This window comes from Hydrogenophaga sp. FG152, assembly GCF_057809615.1.
This window is the reverse complement of record NZ_JBMDKH010000014.1, coordinates 21,013-42,860: the sequence shown is the minus strand read 5'-3', so window position 1 is coordinate 42,860 and position 21,848 is coordinate 21,013. Positions and strand designations below refer to the sequence as shown.

The 21,848-nt window shown below is 67.2% G+C and carries 19 protein-coding genes; 11 read left to right on the top strand and 8 right to left on the bottom strand.

What is annotated here, in order from left to right; all coding sequences use genetic code 11:
- Positions 1-14 precede the first annotated feature (14 nt).
- From ACODTB_RS16920 to ACODTB_RS16905, 4 genes are all read right to left on the bottom strand, one after another.
- Positions 15-1,307 carry a replication-associated recombination protein A gene (locus tag ACODTB_RS16920; RefSeq protein ID WP_291121145.1) on the bottom strand — a complete coding sequence of 431 codons (1,293 nt, stop codon included), beginning with the start codon at positions 1,305-1,307 and terminating at the stop codon, positions 15-17.
- Positions 1,308-1,317: 10 nt separating this feature from the next.
- Positions 1,318-1,953, bottom strand: a complete 636-nt coding sequence (gene lolA, locus ACODTB_RS16915) for an outer membrane lipoprotein periplasmic chaperone LolA (protein ID WP_291121151.1) — start codon at positions 1,951-1,953, stop codon at positions 1,318-1,320.
- A gap of 50 nt (positions 1,954-2,003) precedes the next feature.
- Positions 2,004-4,361 (bottom strand): DNA translocase FtsK, encoded by a 2,358-nt coding sequence (locus ACODTB_RS16910; RefSeq protein ID WP_291121147.1) that lies wholly within the window; start codon positions 4,359-4,361, stop codon positions 2,004-2,006.
- Between the two features lie 80 nt (positions 4,362-4,441).
- Complete coding sequence (locus ACODTB_RS16905) at positions 4,442-5,116, bottom strand: Crp/Fnr family transcriptional regulator (protein ID WP_204734019.1); 675 nt, start codon at positions 5,114-5,116, stop codon at positions 4,442-4,444.
- 155 nt (positions 5,117-5,271) lie between these two features.
- Between ACODTB_RS16905 and trxB the strand changes: the two genes are divergently transcribed.
- The 3 genes from trxB to rpmG all read left to right on the top strand — a co-directional run bounded on the left by trxB (position 5,272) and on the right by rpmG (position 6,838).
- Positions 5,272-6,219, top strand: coding sequence for a thioredoxin-disulfide reductase (trxB, locus tag ACODTB_RS16900; RefSeq protein WP_382155186.1), 948 nt, complete (start codon positions 5,272-5,274; stop codon positions 6,217-6,219).
- Between the two features lie 202 nt (positions 6,220-6,421).
- Entirely contained in the window at positions 6,422-6,655 is a 234-nt protein-coding gene (rpmB, locus tag ACODTB_RS16895; RefSeq protein ID WP_056269541.1) for a 50S ribosomal protein L28, read from the top strand.
- Positions 6,656-6,667: 12 nt separating this feature from the next.
- Positions 6,668-6,838, top strand: coding sequence for a 50S ribosomal protein L33 (gene rpmG, locus ACODTB_RS16890; RefSeq protein WP_056269543.1), 171 nt, complete (start codon positions 6,668-6,670; stop codon positions 6,836-6,838).
- Between the two features lie 147 nt (positions 6,839-6,985).
- On the opposite strand, the gene ACODTB_RS16885 is transcribed toward rpmG, so the two are convergent.
- Together ACODTB_RS16885 and ACODTB_RS16880 are read right to left on the bottom strand one after the other, a co-directional pair.
- A complete protein-coding gene (locus tag ACODTB_RS16885) occupies positions 6,986-8,212 on the bottom strand; it encodes a DesA family fatty acid desaturase (protein ID WP_291121893.1) in 1,227 nt (408 codons plus the stop codon).
- 168 nt (positions 8,213-8,380) lie between these two features.
- Positions 8,381-9,649 (bottom strand): RsmB/NOP family class I SAM-dependent RNA methyltransferase, encoded by a 1,269-nt coding sequence (locus ACODTB_RS16880; protein WP_488929519.1) that lies wholly within the window; start codon positions 9,647-9,649, stop codon positions 8,381-8,383.
- Between the two features lie 34 nt (positions 9,650-9,683).
- Between ACODTB_RS16880 and ACODTB_RS16875 the strand changes: the two genes are divergently transcribed.
- Entirely contained in the window at positions 9,684-11,303 is a 1,620-nt protein-coding gene (locus ACODTB_RS16875) for a peptide chain release factor 3 (protein WP_488929518.1), read from the top strand.
- On the opposite strand, the gene purN is transcribed toward ACODTB_RS16875, so the two are convergent.
- Positions 11,304-11,897 carry a phosphoribosylglycinamide formyltransferase gene (purN, locus tag ACODTB_RS16870; protein WP_488929517.1) on the bottom strand — a complete coding sequence of 198 codons (594 nt, stop codon included), beginning with the start codon at positions 11,895-11,897 and terminating at the stop codon, positions 11,304-11,306.
- Between the two features lie 14 nt (positions 11,898-11,911).
- Between purN and ACODTB_RS16865 the strand changes: the two genes are divergently transcribed.
- From ACODTB_RS16865 to ACODTB_RS16850, 4 genes are all read left to right on the top strand, one after another.
- The gene (locus ACODTB_RS16865; RefSeq protein ID WP_488929516.1) at positions 11,912-12,643 is read left to right on the top strand and encodes a YceH family protein; all 732 of its coding nucleotides are present in this window, start codon (positions 11,912-11,914) and stop codon (positions 12,641-12,643) included.
- A 79-nt stretch (positions 12,644-12,722) separates the two neighbouring features.
- Positions 12,723-13,904: an acyl-CoA dehydrogenase family protein gene (locus ACODTB_RS16860; protein ID WP_488929515.1), complete on the top strand. Its 1,182-nt coding sequence runs from the start codon at positions 12,723-12,725 to the stop codon at positions 13,902-13,904.
- Between the two features lie 10 nt (positions 13,905-13,914).
- Positions 13,915-15,030 carry an acyl-CoA dehydrogenase family protein gene (locus ACODTB_RS16855; RefSeq protein ID WP_488929514.1) on the top strand — a complete coding sequence of 372 codons (1,116 nt, stop codon included), beginning with the start codon at positions 13,915-13,917 and terminating at the stop codon, positions 15,028-15,030.
- A gap of 67 nt (positions 15,031-15,097) precedes the next feature.
- The gene (locus ACODTB_RS16850) at positions 15,098-16,474 is read left to right on the top strand and encodes an alpha/beta fold hydrolase (protein WP_488929513.1); all 1,377 of its coding nucleotides are present in this window, start codon (positions 15,098-15,100) and stop codon (positions 16,472-16,474) included.
- 9 nt (positions 16,475-16,483) lie between these two features.
- Here ACODTB_RS16850 and ACODTB_RS16845 read toward each other — a convergent pair whose 3' ends face one another.
- Entirely contained in the window at positions 16,484-17,041 is a 558-nt protein-coding gene (locus ACODTB_RS16845) for an HNH endonuclease (RefSeq protein WP_382155149.1), read from the bottom strand.
- A gap of 203 nt (positions 17,042-17,244) precedes the next feature.
- On the opposite strand from ACODTB_RS16845, the gene ACODTB_RS16840 reads away from it, so the two are divergent.
- The 3 genes from ACODTB_RS16840 (at position 17,245) to lspA (ending at position 21,803) form a co-directional block, all read left to right on the top strand.
- The gene (locus ACODTB_RS16840; protein ID WP_488929512.1) at positions 17,245-18,309 is read left to right on the top strand and encodes a bifunctional riboflavin kinase/FAD synthetase; all 1,065 of its coding nucleotides are present in this window, start codon (positions 17,245-17,247) and stop codon (positions 18,307-18,309) included.
- 121 nt (positions 18,310-18,430) lie between these two features.
- Complete coding sequence (ileS, locus tag ACODTB_RS16835) at positions 18,431-21,292, top strand: isoleucine--tRNA ligase (protein WP_488929511.1); 2,862 nt, start codon at positions 18,431-18,433, stop codon at positions 21,290-21,292.
- Position 21,293: 1 nt separating this feature from the next.
- On the top strand, positions 21,294-21,803 hold the full coding sequence (gene lspA / locus ACODTB_RS16830; protein ID WP_488929510.1) for a signal peptidase II: 510 nt from the start codon (positions 21,294-21,296) through the stop codon (positions 21,801-21,803).
- Positions 21,804-21,848: the final 45 nt, after the last annotated feature.

The following is a 21,848-nucleotide window of genomic DNA, read 5'->3' as shown; positions in this document are numbered from 1 at the left end:
CGATTGGCAGTGCATTAGTCTTTTTGATTGTTGAGTTTCTTGAGCTCGCGCAGCTTATCGGCGATGCGCAACTCGAGCCCACGGTCGACCGGGCGGTAGAAGCCCGGGTCGGCCATGCCATCGGGCAGATAGCGTTCACCGGCCGCAAAACCGCCCTCTTCGTCGTGCGCGTAGCGGTAGCCCTTGCCATAGTCCAGCGACTTCATGAGCTTGGTCGGCGCGTTGCGCAGGTGCATGGGCACGGGGCGGGTGCCGTCCTTCTTCACAAAGGCCTTGGCTTCGTTGAAGGCCTTGTAGACCGCGTTGGATTTGGGTGCCACCGCCAGGTAAACCACGCACTCGGCCAGGGCCAGCTCGCCCTCTGGACTGCCCAGGCGTTCGTACACCTCGGCGGCGTCCAGGGCCAGGCGCAGGGCGCGGGGATCGGCCAGGCCGATGTCCTCGCTGGCCATGCGGATGAAGCGGCGGGCCATGTACCGGGGTTCAGCGCCCCCGTCGAGCATGCGCACGAACCAGTACAGGGCGGCATCGGGGTCGGAACCGCGCACGCTTTTGTGCAGGGCGCTGATGGTGTCGTAGAACTGTTCGCCGCCCTTGTCGTAGCGGCGCATCCGCTCGCCCAGCACCTTGAGCAGCCAGGCATCGCTCACCTCGGCGAGTTTTTCCCGCCCGGCCGCCACCGCCAGGGTCTCCAGTGTGTTGAGCAGGCGGCGCGCATCACCGTCGGCGTAGGCGATGAGTCGGTCCACGGCGGTCGATTCGATGGCCGGCACCGCGTCGATCGCCTGGGCCTTGACCACGATCTGACGCAGATCGTCTTCCGACAAAGGCCGCAGCACGTAAACGGCCGCCCGCGAGAGCAACGCCGAGTTCACCTCGAAAGAGGGGTTTTCGGTGGTGGCGCCGATGAAGGTGAACAAGCCACTTTCCACGTGCGGCAGGAAGGCGTCCTGCTGGCTCTTGTTGAAGCGGTGCACCTCGTCCACGAACAGGATGGTGCGCTGGGGCGAGAGGCCGCTGCGCGCCACCTCGGCCCGCTCCACGGCCTCGCGGATGTCCTTGACGCCGCCCAGCACCGCGCTGATGGTGAGGAACTGCGCGTCGAACGCGTCGGCCATCAGGCGGGCGATGGTGGTCTTGCCCACGCCCGGTGGGCCCCAGAGAATGCAGCTGTGCGGCTGGCCCGATTCGAAAGCCAGCCGCAAGGCCATGCCCTCGCCCAGCATGTGCTGCTGGCCGATCACCTCGGCCAGCGTGCGCGGGCGCAGGCGCTCGGCCAGGGGCACGTGGGTACTGGCGGTCGACACGGCGAAACGATCAGGGTTTGACGACGGCGGCACCCGGTGGCGGCTGGAACCTGAAGTCCCCTGCCTTCAGCGGCGCATTGGTCTGCCAGCTGTTGAAGGTGAGCACCGAGCGCTGGCCCAGGCTGTCCTCGATGTCCAGCACCGACAGCTGCCCCTGGCGAAAGCCCACGCGCACCACCTGCAGCTGGCCGTTGCGGTCCTTCGGGCGGGCCTCCAGCCACTCCAGGCCATCGCGGGCGGCGGCCGGCTTGAGTTCGAACGCGTCCGAGAGCGCTTTGAGATCGCTCCCGGCCGCGATCAGCGCGGCAGGCGTGCTGCCCAAGGCTTCCTTCTGCGAACGCGATGTGACCTGGTTCAGGTCCACGTCGTGCAGCCACAGGGTCTGGCCGTCGGCCACGATGGTCTGCTCGAACGGCTTGGCGTACACGAAGCGGAAACGGTTGGGCCGCAGGAATTCGAACGTGCCGCTGGAGGTCTTGCTGCGCGCCACGGTTTCGTTGGCGCGCTTGGGCGAGGTCACGACCTGGGTGAAGCCGGCCTTGCCGCTGTCCACCTCACGCAGGAATCTTTCGAGGTCTTGCAGGCCATCGGCGTGGGCGGCGAGCGCGGCCAGCGACAGCGCGCAGGAAGTGAGGAGTTGCTTGATCATGGACGGTAGGACCCGGTTGCGCCGACTTGGTTGCATGTCGGCGGGCTTCATTCCCCGCCTCGCGAGGGCACCAGGATGTCGCGCTGCCCACTGGAGGTGAGCGCGCTGACAAGCCCCGCGTTCTCCATGTCCTCCAGCAGACGCGCCGCGCGGTTGTAACCAATTTTCAGCTTGCGCTGCACATAGGAAATGCTGGCCTTGCGGTCCTTGAGCACGATCTCGACGGCCTGGTCGTACAGCGCATCCTTCTCGCCACTGCCACCCTCGCCACCGCCTTCGCCGAACAGGTCGCCCCCATCGCCGTCGCCCACGCTGCCTTCGAGCACGCCGTCGATGTAGTTGGGTTCACCGCCCTGCTCTTTCAGGTAGGCCACCACGCGGTGCACCTCGTCGTCGCTGACGAAGGCGCCGTGCACGCGGATCGGGAAACCCGTGCCGGAAGGCATGTACAGCATGTCGCCCATGCCCAGCAGGCTTTCGGCGCCCATCTGGTCGAGGATGGTGCGGCTGTCGATCTTGCTGCTGACCTGGAAAGACAGGCGCGTCGGGATGTTGGCCTTGATCAGGCCGGTGATCACGTCCACGCTCGGGCGCTGGGTCGCCAGGATCAGGTGGATGCCGGCCGCGCGCGCCTTCTGCGCCAGGCGGGCGATCAGCTCCTCTATCTTCTTTCCCACCACCATCATCAGGTCGGCGAGTTCGTCGATCACGACCACGATGTAGGGCAGGCGCTCCAGCGGCTCAGGCTGTTCTGGCGTGAGGCTGAACGGGTTGCCGATGATCTCGCCGCGCGCCGTGGCCTCGTCGATCTTGGTGTTGAAGCCCGCGAGGTTGCGCACGCCCATCTTGCTCATGAGCTTGTAGCGCTTCTCCATCTCGGCCACGCACCAGTTCAGGCCGTTGGCCGCGTGCTTCATGTCCGTCACGACCGGCGCGAGCAGGTGCGGAATGCCCTCGTAGACGCTCATCTCCAGCATCTTGGGGTCGATCAACAGCAGGCGCACGTCGCGCGCGTCGGCCTTGTAGAGCAGCGACAGGATCATCGCGTTGATGCCCACCGACTTGCCCGAACCGGTGGTACCAGCCACCAGGCAGTGCGGCATCTTGGCGAGGTCGGCCACCACGGGCTGCCCCCCGATGTCCTTGCCCAGGCCCATGGTCAACATGGACTTGGCGTCGTTGTAGACCTGTGAACCCAGGATCTCGCTGAGCTTGATGGTCTGGCGCTTGGCGTTGGGCAGTTCCAGCGCCATCAGGTTCTTGCCGGGGATGGTCTCGATCACGCGGATCGACACCAGCGACAGCGAACGGGCCAGGTCGCGGCCCAGGTTGACGATCTGTGAGCCCTTCACGCCGGTGGCGGGCTCGATCTCGTAGCGCGTGATCACCGGGCCGGGGGCCGCCGCCACCACGCGCACCTCCACGCCGAAGTCCTTGAGCTTCTTCTCGATCAGCCGGCTGGTCATCTCCAGCGTCTGGCTGTCCACCCCGGCCTGGTGCAAGGGGGCACTGTCGAGCAGGTCCACCTGCGGCAGCTTGCTGTCGGGCAGCTCGGTGAACAAGGGCTTCTGGCGCTCCTTGGCCACGCGCTCGCTCTTGGGCACATCGACCAGCGAGGGTTCGATCACCACGGGCACCGGGTGGTGCTCCTCGATCTCGACGCGCTCGACCTTCACCACCTCTTCGCGCTCGCGCGCGGCCTTCTCGCCGATGCGCTGGTCTTCCACCGCCTCGCGCTTCTCGCGCCGGGCTTCGAACCAGCCATCCAGCGTGTGCCCGACTTCCTCGGCCCAGTGGCCCCAGGAGAAGCGGAAGACGGTGGGCAGACACACCAGCAGCACCGCCAGCATGGCCAGCGCCGAACCGGTGAAACCCAGCCAGCGCGTCGCCACAGGTCCCAGCGCATGGCCCAGCACGCCTCCTGCGTGGTCGGGCAACAAGGCCTCCAACCGGTAGAGGCGGCTCCATTCCAGCACCGTGCTGGCCGCCATCAGGACGACCAGGGCCAGCCAGAACAGCGCGCGGCGCGCCCAAGGGCGGTGCCAGAGGCGATCACCCGTCGCCACCTCGCCTTCTGTGCCTTGCGCGCCGCGAATCCAGCGTGCCAGGGTGGACAACCAGGCCCGCACCCCGGCGAGAAAGAGCCACCAGACCGAAAAGCCGAGCAGGTAATAACTCCAGTCCGACAGCATGGCGCCCAGGCGGCCACCCCAGTTGCTTACCTCGGTGGAGGTGCCCGTGGTGCTCCAAGCGGGATCGGCCAGGGAGTGGCTGAGCAGCGCCAGCAGCCAGAACGCAAGCGCCGCAGCGCCCAGCACCAGGCCGATTTCCTGGGCAAACCGGGACACACCCGCTGGCGCCGCGGAACCGCGATCGGCGTTGAGGGTGTTGAGTGAGTAAGTCATAGGCCTCGCTGAAATCCAGCGACAAGCTTACCCCATGACAGCCAACGACCGGGCAACGCCGGCCGGGTGCGAAAGAGCCCTCAACCGAGCGAGTTGAGGCGCTCCTTGATGACGGTGCTGCCCTCTTCGGTCACTTCGATGAAGCCCCGGTCTTCCAGGTCCTTCATGACGCGGCTGACCATCTCGCGGGAAGCCCCGATCATCTTGGCCACGTCCTGGCGCGAGACCCGGTCCTTGATGGTCAGCACGCCGTCCTTGTCGGGCTGGGCGAATTCCAGCAGGGCACGGGCGACACGCCCATACACATCCATCAGCGCCAGCGACTCGATCTTGCGGTCCGCGTGACGCAGGCGCTGCACCAGGCCGCGCATGACCGCGTAGGCCATGGAGGTGTTTTCCGGCAGGCAGCGCGCGAATTCGGTGCGCCCCAGGATCAGCACGTCGGTCTGCACCTCGGCGCGCACGGTGGCCGAATGCGGCTGGTTGTCGATCAGGCTCATCTCGCCCACGTAGTCGCCCGGGTTCATGGTGGCCAGGATGACCTCGCGGCCCCGAGTGTCGGTCGTCACCACGCGGGCCCGCCCGGTCAGCACGATGGCCAGGCAGTTGGACTTCTTGCCCTGTTCGACGATGCACTCCCCTCTCTTGAAACGCCGCTTGACCACCGAATCAGCCACCGATTCGGCCTGGGCCTGGGTCAAGGTGGAAAACAAGGGAACCCGGCGGATCAGGTCGAGATTGGACAGGAGAGACATGCGTGTATTCCTTGGTTGGGACGGGGCGCGAGGCGCTCTTTCATACAATGATTCGCACACACTGGGCGCCACGCGGCACTGGATTTGCCCCCGAACGCGCCCATATAACCACCGACTCTAAACCACTTGGCCCCAAATTCGATGGGGCGCTCAACATGAAACACGCGAAAGTCCTCATCCTGGGCTCAGGCCCTGCCGGCTACACCGCGGCCGTCTACGCCGCGCGCGCCAACCTCAATCCCGTGCTTATCACCGGCATCGCCCAGGGCGGCCAGCTCATGACCACGACCGATGTGGACAACTGGCCCGCCGATGCCGAAGGCGTGCAGGGCCCCGACCTGATGCAGCGTTTCCTGGCGCACGCCGAGCGCTTCAAGACCGAGATCATCTTCGACCACATCAACGCGGTCGACTTCTCCAAGCGCCCCTTCGTGCTCAAGGGCGACAGCGGTGAATACAGCTGCGATGCGCTCATCATCGCCACTGGCGCGTCGGCCAAGTACCTCGGCCTGCCCTCCGAGGAAGCCTTCATGGGCAAGGGCGTGTCGGGTTGCGCCACCTGCGACGGCTTCTTCTACCGCGGCCAGGAAGTCAGCGTGGTCGGCGGCGGCAACACAGCCGTGGAAGAGGCGCTGTACCTGTCCAACATCGCCAGCAAGGTCACGCTGGTCCACCGCCGCGACACCTTCAAGGCCGAAGCCATCCTGATCGACAAGCTGATGGAGAAGGTCGCCGCCGGCAAGATCGAGCTCAAACTGCACAGCACGCTGGACGAGGTGCTGGGCGACCCGACCGGCGTGACCGGCGTTCGCCTGAAAAGCGTGAAGACCGGTGCGACCGAAGACCTGGATGTCAAAGGCTGCTTCATCGCCATCGGCCACCAGCCGAACACCGACATCTTCAAGGGCCAGCTGGACATGAAGGACGGCTACATCACCACCCGTTCGGGCCTGCAGGGCATGGCCACCATGACCAGTGTACCCGGCGTGTTCGCCGCTGGCGACGTGCAGGACCACGTGTACCGCCAGGCCATCACCAGCGCCGGCACCGGCTGCATGGCCGCCCTCGACGCCCAGCGCTTCCTGGAGCAGAACGCCGCCTGAGCGCGGGGCTGACGGCCGGCCCTGGCGGCCTGGCCGCCAGTTGGCTATAATTGCGGGCTTTGCTGAGATTTACCGGCTTGCCCGGGCACGAAGCAGATTCGGGTTACCGCCACCCTTTCCTGGCGAGGTGAGGCTGATGGGCCGACACGGAGACACCTCCGGTTCGCGGTTCGCAGCTGTTTGAAATGATCGGAGTGTCCTCATGGCACGCGTCTGCGACGTCACGGGCAAGAAGCCCATGGTCGGGAACAACGTTTCCCACGCCAACAACAAAACCAAGCGCCGGTTCCTGCCGAACCTGCAATACCGCCGTTTCTGGGTCGAGAGCGAAAACCGCTGGGTGCGTCTGCGCGTCTCCGGTGCCGCCCTGCGCCTGATCGACAAAAACGGCATTGACGCCGTGCTCGCCGACCTGCGCGCACGCGGTCAAGCTTAAGGAGAACCGAACATGGCAACCAAAGGCGCACGCGAGAAGATCAAGCTGGAATCCACCGCTGGAACCGGCCACTTCTACACCACCACCAAGAACAAGAAGACCACGCCCGAAAAGATGCTGATCAAGAAATTTGATCCGAAGGCTCGCAAGCACGTGGACTACAAGGAAATCAAGCTCAAGTAATTGAGCCGGTTCCCAGCAAAAAACCCGCTGTTTTCACAGCGGGTTTTTTATTCCTTCCCGGGCGCCACGGATCCGGCTTTGCCGGTCCGTCAGCGCCGCCCCCTTGAGGGGGTGACGCGCCGCAGGCGCGGCGCAGGGGTGGGGCAATCAGGCGTGGGCGGAACGCAGGCGGATCGAGAAGTCGCGCAGTGCGGCGATGCCACTTTCCTCGGCGCGGCGGCACCAGGCCTGCAGGTCCACGGCGAGCTGTTCGCGAGTGGAGTTCGTGCTCGACCACAGGGCGCGCAGCTCCTCGCGCATGGTCACCATCTTGTCGAGCACCGGGTGCTCGGCGCGCACCTGGGCCAACTGGGGCTTGACGTTGGCGGGCACCTTGTCGTCGTCGCGGTGCAGCCAGCGGCGCGCGGCCTGCAGCACAGTGGCGTCGCCGCGGCGCTGCTTCAAGGCCTCGAGCTCGTGCTGGCAGGCGGCGCGCATTTCGCGCGCGTAACCGGCCATCACCTCGTAGCGGTTGGCGATGATCGCCTCCAGGGTCTTCTCGTCGGCCACCGGGCGCACGGCGCCATAGGCCATCTTCGGCGGCACCTTCTTCACCGAGGCCAGGCCCACGGACTTCAGCATGGTGATGTACATCCAGCCGATGTCGAATTCGTAGGGCTTGACCGACAGCTTGGCCGAGGTCGGGTAGGTGTGGTGGTTGTTGTGCAGCTCTTCGCCTCCAATGAGGATGCCCCAGGGCGACACGTTGGTGCTGCCGTCGGCGGCTTCGAAGTTGCGGTAGCCCCACCAGTGGCCGATGCCGTTGATGATGCCGGCGGCGGTGATGGGAATCCAGGCCATCTGCAGCGCCCAGACCGACAGGCCCAGGACCCCGAACAGCGCCACGTTGATGATCAGCATCAGGCTCACGCCCAGGCGCGAGCGGCCGGTGTAGAGGTGCTTTTCAATCCAGTCGTTCGGCGTGTTGTGGCCGTAGCGCTCCATGGTCTCGGCGTTCTTGGCCTCGGCCCGGTAGAGTTCTGCGCCTTCGTAGAAGACCTTTTTGATGCCGAAGATGTGCGGGCTGTGCGGATCACCTTCGTGTTCGCATTTGGCGTGGTGCTTGCGGTGGATGGCCGTCCACTCCTTGGTGACCATGCCGGTGGTCATCCAGAGCCAGAAGCGGAAGAAATGCGACGCGATCGGGTGCAGGTCCAGCGACCGGTGTGCGGAATGGCGGTGCAGGTAGATGGTGACGCTGGCGATCGTGATGTGCGTGAACACCAGGGCCACGATGAGCACCTGCCACCAGGCAGCGCCCGTCAGGCCGTTGGCCAGAAACTGGATCAGGCCATCCCAGACAGCAGAGAAGATTCCGGAATCGGAAGAAAACATGGAGTTCCTAAAAGACCGCCCTCGGTCACGGACATGAAGGGGCGCCAGGCCCATGGGCGGTGTGGGCCAGCGAAGCCTGGATTTTAAGGCCGGGGGTGCAAATCGCCAACCGGTGAGCCGCCCCAGGATGAAAACTTAAGCCTTTATTTCAGGCGACTTGCACGCTATTCAAGCCTTTTTCCGCCAAACGGCAGCAAAAAAGCCGTCTGTTGCATGCCGATGAGGCCACAAACGCAGCCATTTTCCGTTTTCACCTGCGCACAGGGTGGATGCGTCGGAAACGTGCACCCCTTCCAGCAGGCTGGCCACCGGCACCGGTTCGAATTCCGGGTGGGCGGGTTCGAATGCCGCGCACACGGCCTCGTTTTCGGCCCGGAGCAGGCTGCAGGTCGCGTACACCAGCCGTCCGCCGGGCTTGAGCAGGCGGGCGGCACTGTGCAGGATGGCCTGCTGCAATTCGGCCTGGGCGGCCACGGTCTGCGGCGTCTGGCGCCATTTCAGGTCCGGGCTGCGCCGCAGGGTGCCCAGGCCCGAGCAGGGGGCGTCGACGAGCACGCGGTCGATCTTGCCGGCCAGGCGCTTGATGCGGTCATCCCGCTCGTGGGCGATCGCCACCGGGTGCACGTTGGACAGGCCGCTGCGCGCCAGCCGGGGCTTGAGCGCGTCGAGCCGGTGGCCGGAGGTGTCGAAGGCATAGAGCCGGCCGCTGTTGCGCATGGCAGCACCGATCGCCAGGGTCTTGCCCCCGGCACCGGCGCAGAAATCGACCACCATCTCGCCGCGCTTGGCGTCCAGCAGCAGGGCCAGCAGTTGGGAGCCCTCGTCCTGGATCTCCACCTCGCCCTGCACGAAGGCCGGCAGTTTGGCCAGCGAGGGCTTGCCCTGCAGGCGGATGCCCAGGGGCGAATACGGCGTGGCCGCCCCCGTGAGACCGGCCTTCTGCAGGCCGGCCAGTGCGGCGTCGCGCTTGGCCTTGAGCACGTTCACCCGCAGGTCCAGGGGCGCGGGCTGGTTCAGGCTGGCGACCAGCGCGTCGAATTCGTCGCCCACCTGCTCGCGCAGGGCGGTGGCCAGCCACTCGGGCAGGTTGTGGCGGTGCGGCGCCATCAGGTCGGCGTCGGTGACGGCGTCGCAATGGTCAAGCCAGTTTTTTTCGGCGTCCGTCAAGGCGCTCTTGACGAAGTCGCGATCGCCCGGGAAGGCCAGGATCGCCAGCCGGCGCCACTTGGAGCCACTGCCGGAGCGGGCCAGCCACTCCAGCTTGAGGCGCTCGCGCAGGGTGGTGTAGACGGAGTCGGACAACGTGGCCCGCTCGCGTGGCCCCAGGGATCGGTTTTCACGGAAATGGCGCGCGACGACGGCGTCGGCGGGGTGTTCGAACTTGAAAACCTGCTCGATCAGGCTGGCGCTTTCGTCCAGAAGGGCTTTGGGGTGCATAAGCCGTATTGTCCACCGGGGATAATCAGAGGCTATGTCCGACATCCCGAACCAAGTGCGCCGCCGGCGCACTTTCGCCATCATCTCCCACCCCGACGCGGGCAAGACCACCCTCACCGAGAAGCTGCTGCTGTTCTCGGGCGCGATCAACATCGCGGGCAGCGTGAAGGCGCGCAAAGCCGCGCGCCACGCCACCAGCGACTGGATGGAGATCGAAAAGCAGCGGGGCATCTCGGTCGCCTCCTCGGTCATGCAAATGGAGTACCGCGACTGCGTGATCAACCTGCTGGACACTCCGGGCCACCAGGACTTCTCGGAAGACACCTACCGTGTGCTCACGGCCGTGGACGCGGCGCTGATGGTGATCGATGCCGGCAATGGCGTGGAGCCCCAGACCCGCCGCCTGCTGCAGGTGTGCCGCGCGCGCAACACGCCCATCCTGACCTTCGTCAACAAGATGGACCGCGAGGTGCAGGCCCCGCTGGACCTGATGGACGAGATCGAGCGCGAGCTGGGCATGACGGTCGTGCCCTTCACCTGGCCGGTGGGCATGGGCAAGACCTTCCGGGGCGTGTTCGACCGCCGCACCGACCAGATGCGCGTGTTCGCCGCCGGTGAAGACCGCCGGGGCGGCGACGAGGACGTGCTGGCCGGCCTGGACAACCCCGAGAGCGTGCAGCGCTTCGGCGCCGAGTTCGAGCAGGCGCGCGACGAGTTGGAGCTCGTGGCTGGCGCCTCGCCCGCGTTCGAGGAAGCCAAGTTCCTCGCCGGTCAGCAGACGCCCATGCTGTTCGGCTCGGCGGTGAACAACTTCGGCGTGCGCGAGGTGCTCGACGCGCTGGTCGATCTGGCGCCGCCCCCGGGCGAACGGCCCGCGATCCAGCGCGTGGTGAAACCCGAGGAGACCAAGTTCAGCGGCGTGGTCTTCAAGATCCAGGCCAACATGGACCCGGCGCACCGTGATCGCATCGCTTTCGTGCGCGTGGCCAGCGGCCATTTCGAGCGCGGCATGAAACTCAAGGTGGTGCGATCGGGCAAGGACCTGCGGCCCAACACCGTGGTGAGCTTCCTGTCGCAGCGCCGCGAACTGCTCGACGAAGCCTTTGCCGGCGACATCATCGGCATCCCCAACCACGGCGTGCTGCAGCTGGGCGACACGCTCACCGAAGGTGAGAGCCTGCAATTCACCGGCCTGCCCTTCTTCGCGCCGGAAATCATCCGCAGCGTGGAAGTGGCCGATCCGCTGCGCAGCAAGCAGCTGCGCGCCGGCCTGACTCAGCTCGGCGAAGAGGGTGCCATCCAGGTGTTCCGCCCCGTGGCGGGTTCGGTGCTGCTGCTGGGCGCCGTGGGTCAGCTGCAGTTCGAGGTGGTCGCCCACCGCCTGGAGCACGAGTACGGCGTGAAAGCCCGCATCATGAACAGCCCCTACCAGGTGGCGCGCTGGGTGACCTGCGCACCCGAGGACGGTGGCGAGGTCGAACTCAAGCGCTTCATCGATGCCAACAGCCACCGTGTGGCGCTGGACGCGGTGGACGCGCCCACGCTGCTGGTGGACCACTCGGCCACCCTGCGCGCCGTGGAGGCGAACTGGCCGAAGATCAAGTTCCACGCCATGCGCGAACACGCGGGGCTGGTGTTCGCCAAGGGTGTCTGATCAGGCAGCGGCCAGCAGCCGCTCCACCGCCTGGGGGTAGATGACATGCTCCTGCGTGAGCACCCGCGCCGCCAGCGCCTCGGGCGTGTCGCCCGGCAGCACCGGCACCACCGCCTGCGCCAGGATCTCACCGTGGTCAAGCTCGCTGGTCACGCGGTGCACCGTGGCGCCGGCGAAGCGGCAGCCCATTTCGATCGCGCGCTGGTGCGTCTTGAGCCCCGGGAAGGCGGGCAACAGGCTGGGGTGGATGTTGACCAGCCGGCCTTCGTAGTGCTGTACGAAGCCCGGGGTGAGAATGCGCATGAAGCCCGCCAGCACCACCAGCGCGGGGCCGTGGCGGTCGATCTCGGCCATCAGCGCGGCGTCGAATGCCTCGCGGCTGGTGTAGGTGGTGTGATCCAGCGCGGCGGTGGCGATGCCCCGTTCCTTCGCCCAGGCCAGGCCCTGGGCAGCGGCCTTGTTGCTGATCACGGCCACGACGCGCGCGCCGAACCGGGCCTGCCAGCGTTGCGTCCGGGCGGTTTCCACGATGGCGGCCATGTTGGAGCCACTGCCGGAGATGAGAATCACGATGTTTTTGTTCACGCCAGACATGGCCGGGAAGTGTAATGACCTCAGACCTGCAAACCCCTTCAGCCGGCCGCCCGCGCGGCCACGATTTCCAGCAGCGCCCGCTCTCGCCCGTCGAGGCACGCGTGCTCGGCACGCTCATGGAGAAGGCGCGCACCGTGCCCGACAGCTACCCCATGACGCTCAACGCCCTGGTGACGGGCTGCAACCAGAAGTCCAGCCGCGACCCGGTGATGAACCTGGCCGACGCCCTGGTGCTGGAGGCGCTGGACGAGCTGCGCAGCCTTCACATGGTGATGGAGGGCAGCGGCAGCCGAGTCACCCGCTACGAACACAACTTCGCGCGCGCCGTGGGCGTGCCCGAACAATCCGCCGTGCTGCTGGGCATGCTGATGCTGCGAGGCCCGCAGACCGCCGGTGAGCTGCGCCTGAACACCGAACGCTGGTACAAGTTCCTGGACATCGCCTCGGTTGACGGCTTCCTGGAGGAACTGCAGGACCGCAGCGCCGAGAAAGGCGGCCCGCTGGTGGTGAAGCTGCCACGCGCACCCGGCGCACGGGAGCAGCGCTGGGCCCACCTGCTCTGCGGGCCGGTGGACACCACCGCCGTCGCGGCGGCGCCGTCCACCCAAGGCAGCGCGGCCACCGAAGACGAACTGATCGCCCTCACCCGCCGGGTGGCCACGCTGGAAAACACCGTGGCCCTGCTGCAGGACCAGCTTCAGAATCTGAACGAGCAGCTCGGCTTGTCGCAGCCCGGACAGCCCTAAAACGAACGGTCGTGCGAAACTGGCCGGCGTTGTTCAATTTGCCGGCACACATCCTGTGGCGGCCATCAGGAGACATTGCATGGATTTGGCATTCACGCCCGAAGAACAGGCGTTTCGCGAAGAGATCCGGGGCTGGGTCAAGGCCAACCTGCCGGCCGAAATCGCCCACAAGGTGCACAACGCGCTGCGCCTGACGCGCGACGACATGCAGCGCTGGGCCAAGATCCTCGGCAAGAAGGGCTGGCTCGGCTGGGGCTGGCCCAAGGAGTTCGGCGGTCCGGGCTGGACCGCGGTGCAGAAGCACCTGTTCGAGGAAGAATGCGCCCTGGCCGGCGCGCCGCGCGTGGTGCCCTTCGGCCCCGTGATGGTAGCGCCAGTGATCATGGCCTTCGGCAACAAGGAACAGCAGCAGCGTTTCCTGCCCGGCATCGCCAGCGGCGAGGTGTGGTGGAGCCAGGGCTACAGCGAACCCGGCTCGGGCTCGGACCTGGCCTCGGTCAAGACCCGCGCCGAGCGCCAGGGCGACAAGTACATCGTCAATGGCCAGAAGACCTGGACCACGCTGGGCCAGTACGGCGAGTGGATCTTCTGCCTGGTGCGCACCAGCACCGAGGGCAAGCCGCAGACCGGCATCTCCTTCCTGCTGATCGACATGAAGTCGCCCGGCGTCACCGTGCGGCCCATCAAGCTGCTGGACGGCGAGAGCGAGGTGAACGAAGTCTGGTTCGACAACGTCGAGGTGCCTGCGGAGAACCTGATCGGCGAGGAGAACAAGGGCTGGACCTACGCCAAGCACCTGCTCAGCCACGAGCGAACCAACATCGCCGACGTGAACCGCGCCAAGCGCGAGCTGGAGCGCTTGAAGCGCATCGCCAAGACCGAAGGCGTGTGGGACGACCTGCGCTTTCGCGACCAGATCGCGCTGCTCGAAGTCGACGTGGTGGCGCTGGAGATGCTGGTGCTGCGCGTGCTCTCGGCTGAAAAGTCGGGCAAGAACTCGCTCGACATCGCCGGTCTGCTCAAGATCAAGGGCAGCGAGATCCAGCAGCGCTACAGCGAACTCATGATGCTCGCGGCTGGCCCCTACAGCCTGCCCTTCATCGAGGAGGCCATGGAAGCCGGCTGGCAGGGCGACTTCCCCGGCGGCGTCACCGCCAACGCGCCGCTGGCGTCCACCTACTTCAACATGCGCAAGACCACCATCTACGGCGGCAGCAACGAAGTGCAGCGCAACATCGTCGCGCAAACCGTTCTGGGCTGAGGAGAAAAACATGGACTTTGATTTCAGCGACGACCAGCAGCAACTGCGCGACGCCGTGCGCAAATGGGTCGACAAGGGCTACACCTTCGAGCGCCGCAACGGCATCGTGGCCGCGGGCGGCTTCGACCGCGCCGCCTACGGCGAACTCGCCGAGCTCGGCCTGGCCGGCCTCTACGTGAGTGAGGACGACGGCGGCCTGGGCATGGGCCCCATCGAAGGCATGGTGGTCATGGAAGAGCTGGGGCGCGGCATCGTGCTCGAACCCCTGGCCCAGACCCTCATCACCTCCGGCGTGCTGGGCGGTTACGCGCCGGCCGACCTCAAGGCCGCGTGGCTGCCGCGCATGGCCTCGGGCGAAGCGCTGGTGGTGCTCGCTCACCAGGAGCGCAAGGCCCGCTACAAGCTCGACGTGTGCGCCACCACCGCCACCCAGGCCGGCAGCGGCTGGACGGTCTCGGGCAGCAAGAACGTGGTGCCCGCCGCCGACCAGGCCGACGCCTTCGTCGTGCCCGCCGTGGCCGGTGGCAAGCTCGCCCTGTTCCTGGTGGAGCGCACCGCCGCTGGTGTGGCCACGCGCGGCTATGGCACGCAGGACGGCGGCCGTGCCGGTGACCTTACGCTCAAGGACGCCCAGGCCCAGCTGATCACGGCAGACGGCCTGACCGCGCTGGAGCATGCCGTGGACATCGGCATCGCCGCCGCCTGCGCCGAAGCCGTGGGCGTGATGGACAAGACCGTGGCCATCACCGTCGAATACATGAACACGCGCAAGCAGTTCGGCGTGGCCATCGCCAGTTTCCAGGCGCTGCGCCACCGCGTGGCCGACATGAAGATGCAGCTGGAACTGGCGCGCTCCATGAGCTACTACGCCAGCCTCAAGCTCAACGCACCGGCGCCCGAACGCCGCGCGGCCATGGCGCGGGCCAAGGTGCAGCTGGGCACGGCCATGCGCTTCGTCGGACAACAGGCGGTGCAGCTGCACGGCGGCATCGGCGTGACCGACGAGTACATCGTGAGCCACTACTTCAAGAAGCTCACGCAGCTGGAAATGACCTACGGCGACACCCTGCACCACTTGGGCGAGGTCTCCGCCCGGATGCAGGACACGGCCGGCGTGTTCGCCTGATCCCCCCAGCGGCCCGCATCCAGCGGGCCGCGGTGTTTTTGGCCACCCCTTCAACAGGAGAGACCCGATGCCCACCCGCCGAACCGTTTTCGCCACCGTCGCCAGCGGCCTGTTGCTGGCGGCCTGTGCCAATGCACCCCGGGGTGCCGGGCAGCCACCCATCGTGTTCGTGCACGGCAACGGCGACTCCGCCTCGATCTGGCAGACCACGCTGTGGCGCTTCGAGTCCAACGGCTGGCCGCGCGAGCGCCTGCACGCGATCGACCTGCCCTACCCGCTCGCGCGCGACGACGACGGCAAGGCCCAGCCGGGGCGCTCGTCCACGGCCGAGCACATGGCTTTCCTCAAGGCCGAGGTGGACAAGGTCCTGAGGGCAACCGGCGCGCCGCAGGTGGTGCTGGTGGCCAATTCGCGCGGCGGCTACGCGGTGCGCAACTACATCCAGAATGGCGGCGGCGACAAGACCGTGAGCCACGCCGTGCTGGGCGGTACACCCAACCACGGCGTCTGGTCCATCAAGGGATTCCGGGAGGCCAACGAATTCGCGGGCACCGGCCCCTTCCTGAGCGCACTGAATGCGCCCAAGAACGCCGCGGGTGACGAGGTGGCCGGCCCGGTGAAGTGGATGACCCTGCGCTCCGACAACAACGACAAGTTCGCCCAGCCCGACGGCGTGTGGATCGGCGCCCGGGGCACGCCCACCAACGTCGGTTTCGACGGGCCGGCGCTCAAAGGTGCCCACAACGTGGTGCTGCCCCGCGTGGACCACCGAGAAACGTCCTTTTCACCCACGGCGTTCGATGCCATGCACCGCTTCATCACCGGCCAGGCACCGCGCACGCTGGCGATCACCGCCCAGACGCCGGTGGTGCTCAACGGCAAGGTCACCGGCCTGGGCGTGTCGCCCACCGACCCGGCCTCGGGCAACGAGACCAACAACCTGCCCGTGCCGGGCGCGCAGCTCACGGTGTACGCCACCGACCCCGCGACGGGCGAGCGCCGGGGCGCGGCTGTGCACAGCAAGACCGTGGGCGCCGATGGCCTCTGGGGCCCGTTCACCGCGCAGCCCGGCGTGGCCCACGAGTTCGTCATCAGCGCGCCGGGCTACGCGACCACGCACATCTACCGCAGCCCCTTCCCGCGCGGCAGCGAACTGATCCATCTGCGCGCCGAGCGCATCGCGGCCGCCGACAAGGGCGCGAAGTCCGTCGTCACCTTCACCCGGCCGCGCGGCTACTTCGATGCCGCCCGCGACACGATGTCGTTCGACGGCAAGGCCCTGCCCGGCGTGCCGCCCGCGGGAGCGGGGGTATCCAGCTCGAAACTGGCCCTCGCCACGGAAGGCGTGCGGCCCATCGCGGCCGAATTCAACGGCGAGAAGCTCACCGGCCGGACCTGGCCAGCGGGCGAGAACCACCTCGTGGTCCTGGAGCTGACCTACTGAAATTCGGCCTCAGGCGTGCAGCCGCGAGGTCTTGGGCAGGTGCGACATCAGGAACTCCATCTGGTCCGCCAGGATGCGGCGGTTGCGCAGGATGAAGTCTTCCCACAGGCTGGGCACGTAGGGCGTGTACAGCAGCCCCATGTGGGCCTGTTCGGGCGTGCGGTTGCCCTTGCGGTGGTTGCACGACTTGCAGGCCGTCACCACGTTCATCCAGGTGTCGCGCCCGTTCTGTCCCAGCGGCACGATGTGCTCTCGCGTGCACACCTCATCGTGGCAGCTCTCGCCACAGTAGGCGCAAACGTTGCGGTCGCGCGCGAACAGCTTGCTGTTGGTCAGCGTAGGCCGCAGGTCGAAGGGGTTGATGCGCGGCACGCCCTGGGTGCCGATGATGGAGTTGACCGTGATGATGGACTGGCGCCCGGTCACCGCGTTGTGCCCGCCGTGGAACACCGCGACCTCGGCCCCCATTTCCCAGCGCACCTCATCCGCCGCGTAATGCAACACGGCTTCCTCCAGGCTGATCCACGACTGTGGCAGCCCCTGCGCGGAGAGCTTCAAGACCTTCAAGACGGGCTCCTTCCAACGAACATGTCACCGGGGAGGGGCGGCCCTGGGCAAGCCGCCCTGCGACCGCGGGCAGGGCCTGCGGGCGCATATCATCGTGTGCCAATATAGCAAGCTTTGAAGAATCGGCCGTGACGGCAGGCCTGGAAGCCAAGGCTTTCGCCCTCAAATGCCCCTTCGACCCAGCCTTTGACACCCCTCACGGCATGAAAATCTATCGCGGCCTGCGCTCCCGCCCCCCCGGCTCCCCGGGCTGCGCATTGACCATCGGCAACTTCGACGGCGTCCACCGGGGCCACCAGGCCATGCTCGCGCTGCTCAACAACGAAGCCCGGCACCGGGGCGTGCCCAGCTGCGTGATGACTTTCGAGCCGCACCCGCGCGACTACTTCGCCGCCCTGCACCACAAGCCGGAGCTGGCCCCCGCGCGCATCGCCACGTTGCGCGACAAGCTGCAGGAGCTGGACCGCTGCGGCGTGCACGAATGCGTGATCCTGCCGTTCAACGCCCGGCTGGCCAACCAGGCGCCCGAGGCCTTCATCGAGGACACGCTGGTGGGCGCGTGCGGCGTGCAGTACGTGCTGGTGGGCGACGATTTCCGCTTCGGCGCCAAACGCACCGGCGACTACGCCATGCTCGATGCCGCCGGCGGCCGCCTGGGTTTCGACGTGGCGCGCATGCAGAGCTACGAGGTGCACGGCCTGCGCGTGTCCAGCTCCGCCGTGCGCGAGGCCCTGGGCGCCGGCCGCATGGACGACGTGGCAGCCCTGCTGGGCCGGCCCTACAGCATCAGCGGCCACGTGGTACACGGGCGCAAGCTCGGCCGCCAGCTGGCCGAGAGCAGCCCCGGGCGCGGCGACGGCTTTCGCACCCTCAACCTGCGCTTTTCGCACTGGAAACCGGCGGCCAGCGGCATCTTCGCGGTGCACGTGCATGGTCTGGGCCCACACGCCGATTCGCCCCCCCTGCCGGGCGTGGCCAACCTGGGCGTGAGGCCCTCGCTGGACCCGGACGACGTCAACGGCGGGCGGGTGCTGCTGGAGACCCATTGCCTCGACTGGCCGCCCGCCCTGGCCGCCAGCCTGCCCGGCGGAGAGGCCTACGGTAAAATCGTGCGCGTGGAACTGCTGCACAAACTGCATGACGAGCTGAAGTACGACAGCCTCGACGCCCTGACCCAGGGCATCGCACGGGACTGCGACGACGCACGCGCGTTCTTTGCGTCGCTGCACACCCAGACCCACCGGCAGACCACCCGCGACCGAATTTAGACGACCTGTCCGTCCGGTCGCCGCCCTTCGACAGGCTCAGGGCGAACGGTTTCTGTTTCCAGTCCCCTCGCACTCCCCCGGTTCGGGCTGAGCTTGTCGAAGCCACCATGGAATTCCCGTCATGTCCGACACCCCCACCGACTACCGCAGCACCCTCAACCTGCCCGACACCCCCTTCCCCATGCGCGGCGACCTGCCCAAGCGCGAGCCGGGCTGGGTGAACAGCTGGAACCAGGAAGGCCTCTACAAGCGCCTGCGCGATGCCCGCGAAGGCGCGGCGCTGTTCGTGCTGCACGACGGCCCGCCCTACGCCAACGGCCAGATCCACATGGGCCACGCCGTCAACAAGGTGCTCAAGGACATGATCGTCAAAAGCCGCCAGCTGGCCGGCTTCGACGCCCAGTACATCCCCGGCTGGGACTGCCACGGCCTGCCGATCGAGAACGCGATCGAGAAAAAGCACGGCCGCAACCTCAGCCGCGACGACATGCAGGCCAAGAGCCGCGCCTACGCCACCGAACAGATCGGCCTGCAGCGCGAGGACTTCAAGCGCCTGGGCATCCTGGGCGACTGGGAGCGCCCCTACCGCACCATGGACCCGGCCAACGAGGCGGGCGAGATCCGTGCCTTCAAGCGCGTGATCGAGCGTGGCTTCGTCTACCGCGGCCTCAAGCCTGTGTACTGGTGCTTCGACTGCGGCTCCTCGCTGGCCGAGTTCGAGATCGAGTACGCCGACAAGAAGAGCGACACGCTGGACGTGGCTTTCGAAGCCAACGACCCGGCCGCGCTCGCCAAGGCCTTCGGCCTGGCCGCACTGCCAGCCGGCAAGACCGCCTTCGCCGTCATCTGGACCACCACCGCCTGGACCATCCCGGCCAACCAGGCGCTCAACGCCCACCCGGCCCTGGGCTACGCGCTGGTCGACACACCGCGCGGCGTGCTGCTGCTGGCCGAGTCGCTGGTCGAGAAATGCCTGGAACGCTTCCAGCTCGAAGGCCAGGTGATCGCCACCGCCCCCGGCGAGGCCCTGCGCGACCTGAGCTTCCGCCACCCCCTGTACGACGTGGACGCCGGCTACCGCCGCCTCTCGCCGCTGTACCTGGCCGACTACGTGAGCGACAGCGACGGCACCGGCATCGTGCACTCGGCCCCGGCCTACGGCCTGGACGACTTCAACTCCTGCGTGTCGCATGGCCTGACCTACGACGACATCCTCAACCCGGTGCAGGGCAACGGCACCTACGCGGCCGACTTCCCGCTGTTCGGCGGCCAGCACATCTGGAAGGCTGTGCCGGCCATCCTGGAGGCGCTGAAGAACGCTGGTCGCCTCATGGCGACGCAGCCCATCACCCACAGCTACCCGCACTGCTGGCGCCACAAGACGCCGGTGATCTACCGCGCCGCCGCGCAGTGGTTCATCCGCATGGACGAGGGCGAGGGCGTGTTCACCAAGGACAAGGCGCCTCGCACCCTGCGCCAGACGGCGCTGGACGCGATCGAGCACACCCACTTCTTCCCGGAGAACGGCAAGGCGCGCCTGCACGACATGATCGCCAACCGGCCCGACTGGTGCATCTCGCGCCAGCGCAGCTGGGGCGTGCCCATCCCCTTCTTCCTGCACAAGGACTCGGGCGAGCTGCACCCGCGCACCATGGAGATCCTTGACCAGGCCGCCGACATCGTCGAGAAAGGCGGCATCGAGGCCTGGAGCCGCGTGACGGCCGAGGACATCCTGGGTGCGCAGGACGCGCCGAACTACACCAAGAGCCAGGACATCCTGGAGGTCTGGTTCGACTCCGGCTCGACCTTCCAGCACGTGCTGCGCGGCAGCCACGCCAAGGCCTACGTCAACGGTGCCTTCCACTCGCAAGGACCTGAGGCCGATCTGTACCTCGAAGGCCACGACCAGCACCGGGGCTGGTTCCATTCCTCGCTGCTGCTGGGCTGCGCGCTGCACGACCGCGCGCCCTACCGAGGCCTGCTCACCCACGGCTTCACCGTGGACAGCCAGGGCCGCAAGATGAGCAAGTCGCTCGGCAACGGCATCGACCCGCAGGACGTGACCAAGAAGCTCGGCGCCGAGATCATCCGCCTGTGGGTGGCCGCGAGCGACTACTCGGGCGACATCGCGGGCGACGACAAGATCCTCGCTCGCGTGGTCGACGCCTACCGCCGCATCCGCAACACGCTGCGCTTCCTGCTCGCCAACGTGAGCGACTTCGACCCGGCCACCGACGCCGTGCCCCTGGACCAGATGCTGGAGATCGACCGCTACGCGCTCGCGCGCGCGGCGCAGTTCCAGGCCGAGGTGCTGGCGCACTACGACGTGTACGAGTTCCACCCCGTGGTGGCCAAGCTGCAGGTGTACTGCTCGGAAGACCTGGGCGCGTTCTACCTCGACGTGCTCAAGGACCGGCTCTACACCACCGCGCCCAAGAGCCTGGCGCGGCGCAGCGCCCAGACCGCGCTGCACCAGATCACCCACGCCATGCTGCGCTGGATGGCGCCGTTCATGAGCTTTACCGCCGAAGAAGCCTGGCCGGTGCTCGCGGGTGCGCAGAACCAGGGCTCGATCTTCTTCGAGACCTACGCCCAGCTGCCCAACGCCGATGAGGCGCTGCTGGCCAAGTGGACGCGCCTGTGCGAAGTGCGCAACCTGGTGAACAAGGAGATCGAGACCGTGCGCACCGCCGGCCAGGTGGGTTCCTCGCTGCAGGCCAACGTGCGCCTCACCGCCCCGGCCGATGACCACGCCCTGCTGGCCTCGCTGGGCGATGACCTGAAATTCGCGCTGATCGTCTCGGCCGTCGAGTTGCTGGCCGGTGACGAGCTATCGGTGCAGGTCGTGCCGTCCAGTGCCATCAAATGCGAGCGCTGCTGGCACTACCGCGACGACGTGGGCACGGACGCCGCCCACCCCACGCTGTGCGGCCGCTGCACCAGCAACCTGTTCGGCGCGGGCGAACCGCGCATGGTGGCCTGACATGACCCGCAGCGCGAACAGCCACCTCTGGCCCTGGCTGGGCCTGGCGGCCGCCCTGCTGGTGGCCGACCAGCTCACCAAACAGTGGATTCTGGCCGCCTACCAGCTGGGCGACAGCACGCACGTCACCAGCTTCTTCAACCTCGTGCGCGTGCACAACACGGGTGCGGCGTTCTCCTTCCTGGCGGGCGCGGGGGGTTGGCAACGCTGGTTCTTCACCGCCGTGGGCGTGGGTGCCGCCGTCTTCATCGTCTGGATGCTGCGCTCGCACCCGGGCCAGAAGCTGTTCGCGTTCGCGCTGTCCTGCATCCTGGGCGGGGCCCTGGGCAACGTGATCGACCGCCTGTGGCACGGCTACGTGGTGGACTTCCTCGACTTCCACTGGTCCTTCCTGGCCGGCCTCTTCCCCGGCGGGCACTTCCCCTCGTTCAACCTCGCGGACATCGCCATTTCGGTCGGTGCCGCGGCCCTGATCCTGGACGAGATCCTGCGCGTGCGCCGCCGCCGCTGACCCCTCGCGCGGCCTCGCGAGTCCGCACCGCCCACGGGGCTTCGC

Bases quoted from the DNA above. Each gene is read 5' to 3' on its own strand.
- ACODTB_RS16910 (WP_291121147.1), bottom strand. From the start codon at position 4,361: ATGACTTACTCACTCAACACCCTCAACGCCGATCGCGGTTCCGCGGCG.
- ACODTB_RS16905 (WP_204734019.1), bottom strand. From the start codon at position 5,116: ATGTCTCTCCTGTCCAATCTCGACCTGATCCGCCGGGTTCCCTTGTTT.
- trxB (WP_382155186.1), top strand. From the start codon at position 5,272: ATGAAACACGCGAAAGTCCTCATCCTGGGCTCAGGCCCTGCCGGCTAC.
- rpmB (WP_056269541.1), top strand. From the start codon at position 6,422: ATGGCACGCGTCTGCGACGTCACGGGCAAGAAGCCCATGGTCGGGAAC.
- rpmG (WP_056269543.1), top strand. From the start codon at position 6,668: ATGGCAACCAAAGGCGCACGCGAGAAGATCAAGCTGGAATCCACCGCT.
- ACODTB_RS16885 (WP_291121893.1), bottom strand. From the start codon at position 8,212: ATGTTTTCTTCCGATTCCGGAATCTTCTCTGCTGTCTGGGATGGCCTG.
- ACODTB_RS16880 (WP_488929519.1), bottom strand. From the start codon at position 9,649: ATGCACCCCAAAGCCCTTCTGGACGAAAGCGCCAGCCTGATCGAGCAG.
- ACODTB_RS16875 (WP_488929518.1), top strand. From the start codon at position 9,684: ATGTCCGACATCCCGAACCAAGTGCGCCGCCGGCGCACTTTCGCCATC.
- purN (WP_488929517.1), bottom strand. From the start codon at position 11,897: ATGTCTGGCGTGAACAAAAACATCGTGATTCTCATCTCCGGCAGTGGC.
- ACODTB_RS16865 (WP_488929516.1), top strand. From the start codon at position 11,912: ATGACCTCAGACCTGCAAACCCCTTCAGCCGGCCGCCCGCGCGGCCAC.
- ACODTB_RS16860 (WP_488929515.1), top strand. From the start codon at position 12,723: ATGGATTTGGCATTCACGCCCGAAGAACAGGCGTTTCGCGAAGAGATC.
- ACODTB_RS16855 (WP_488929514.1), top strand. From the start codon at position 13,915: ATGGACTTTGATTTCAGCGACGACCAGCAGCAACTGCGCGACGCCGTG.
- ACODTB_RS16850 (WP_488929513.1), top strand. From the start codon at position 15,098: ATGCCCACCCGCCGAACCGTTTTCGCCACCGTCGCCAGCGGCCTGTTG.
- ACODTB_RS16840 (WP_488929512.1), top strand. From the start codon at position 17,245: ATGAAAATCTATCGCGGCCTGCGCTCCCGCCCCCCCGGCTCCCCGGGC.
- ileS (WP_488929511.1), top strand. From the start codon at position 18,431: ATGTCCGACACCCCCACCGACTACCGCAGCACCCTCAACCTGCCCGAC.
- lspA (WP_488929510.1), top strand. From the start codon at position 21,294: ATGACCCGCAGCGCGAACAGCCACCTCTGGCCCTGGCTGGGCCTGGCG.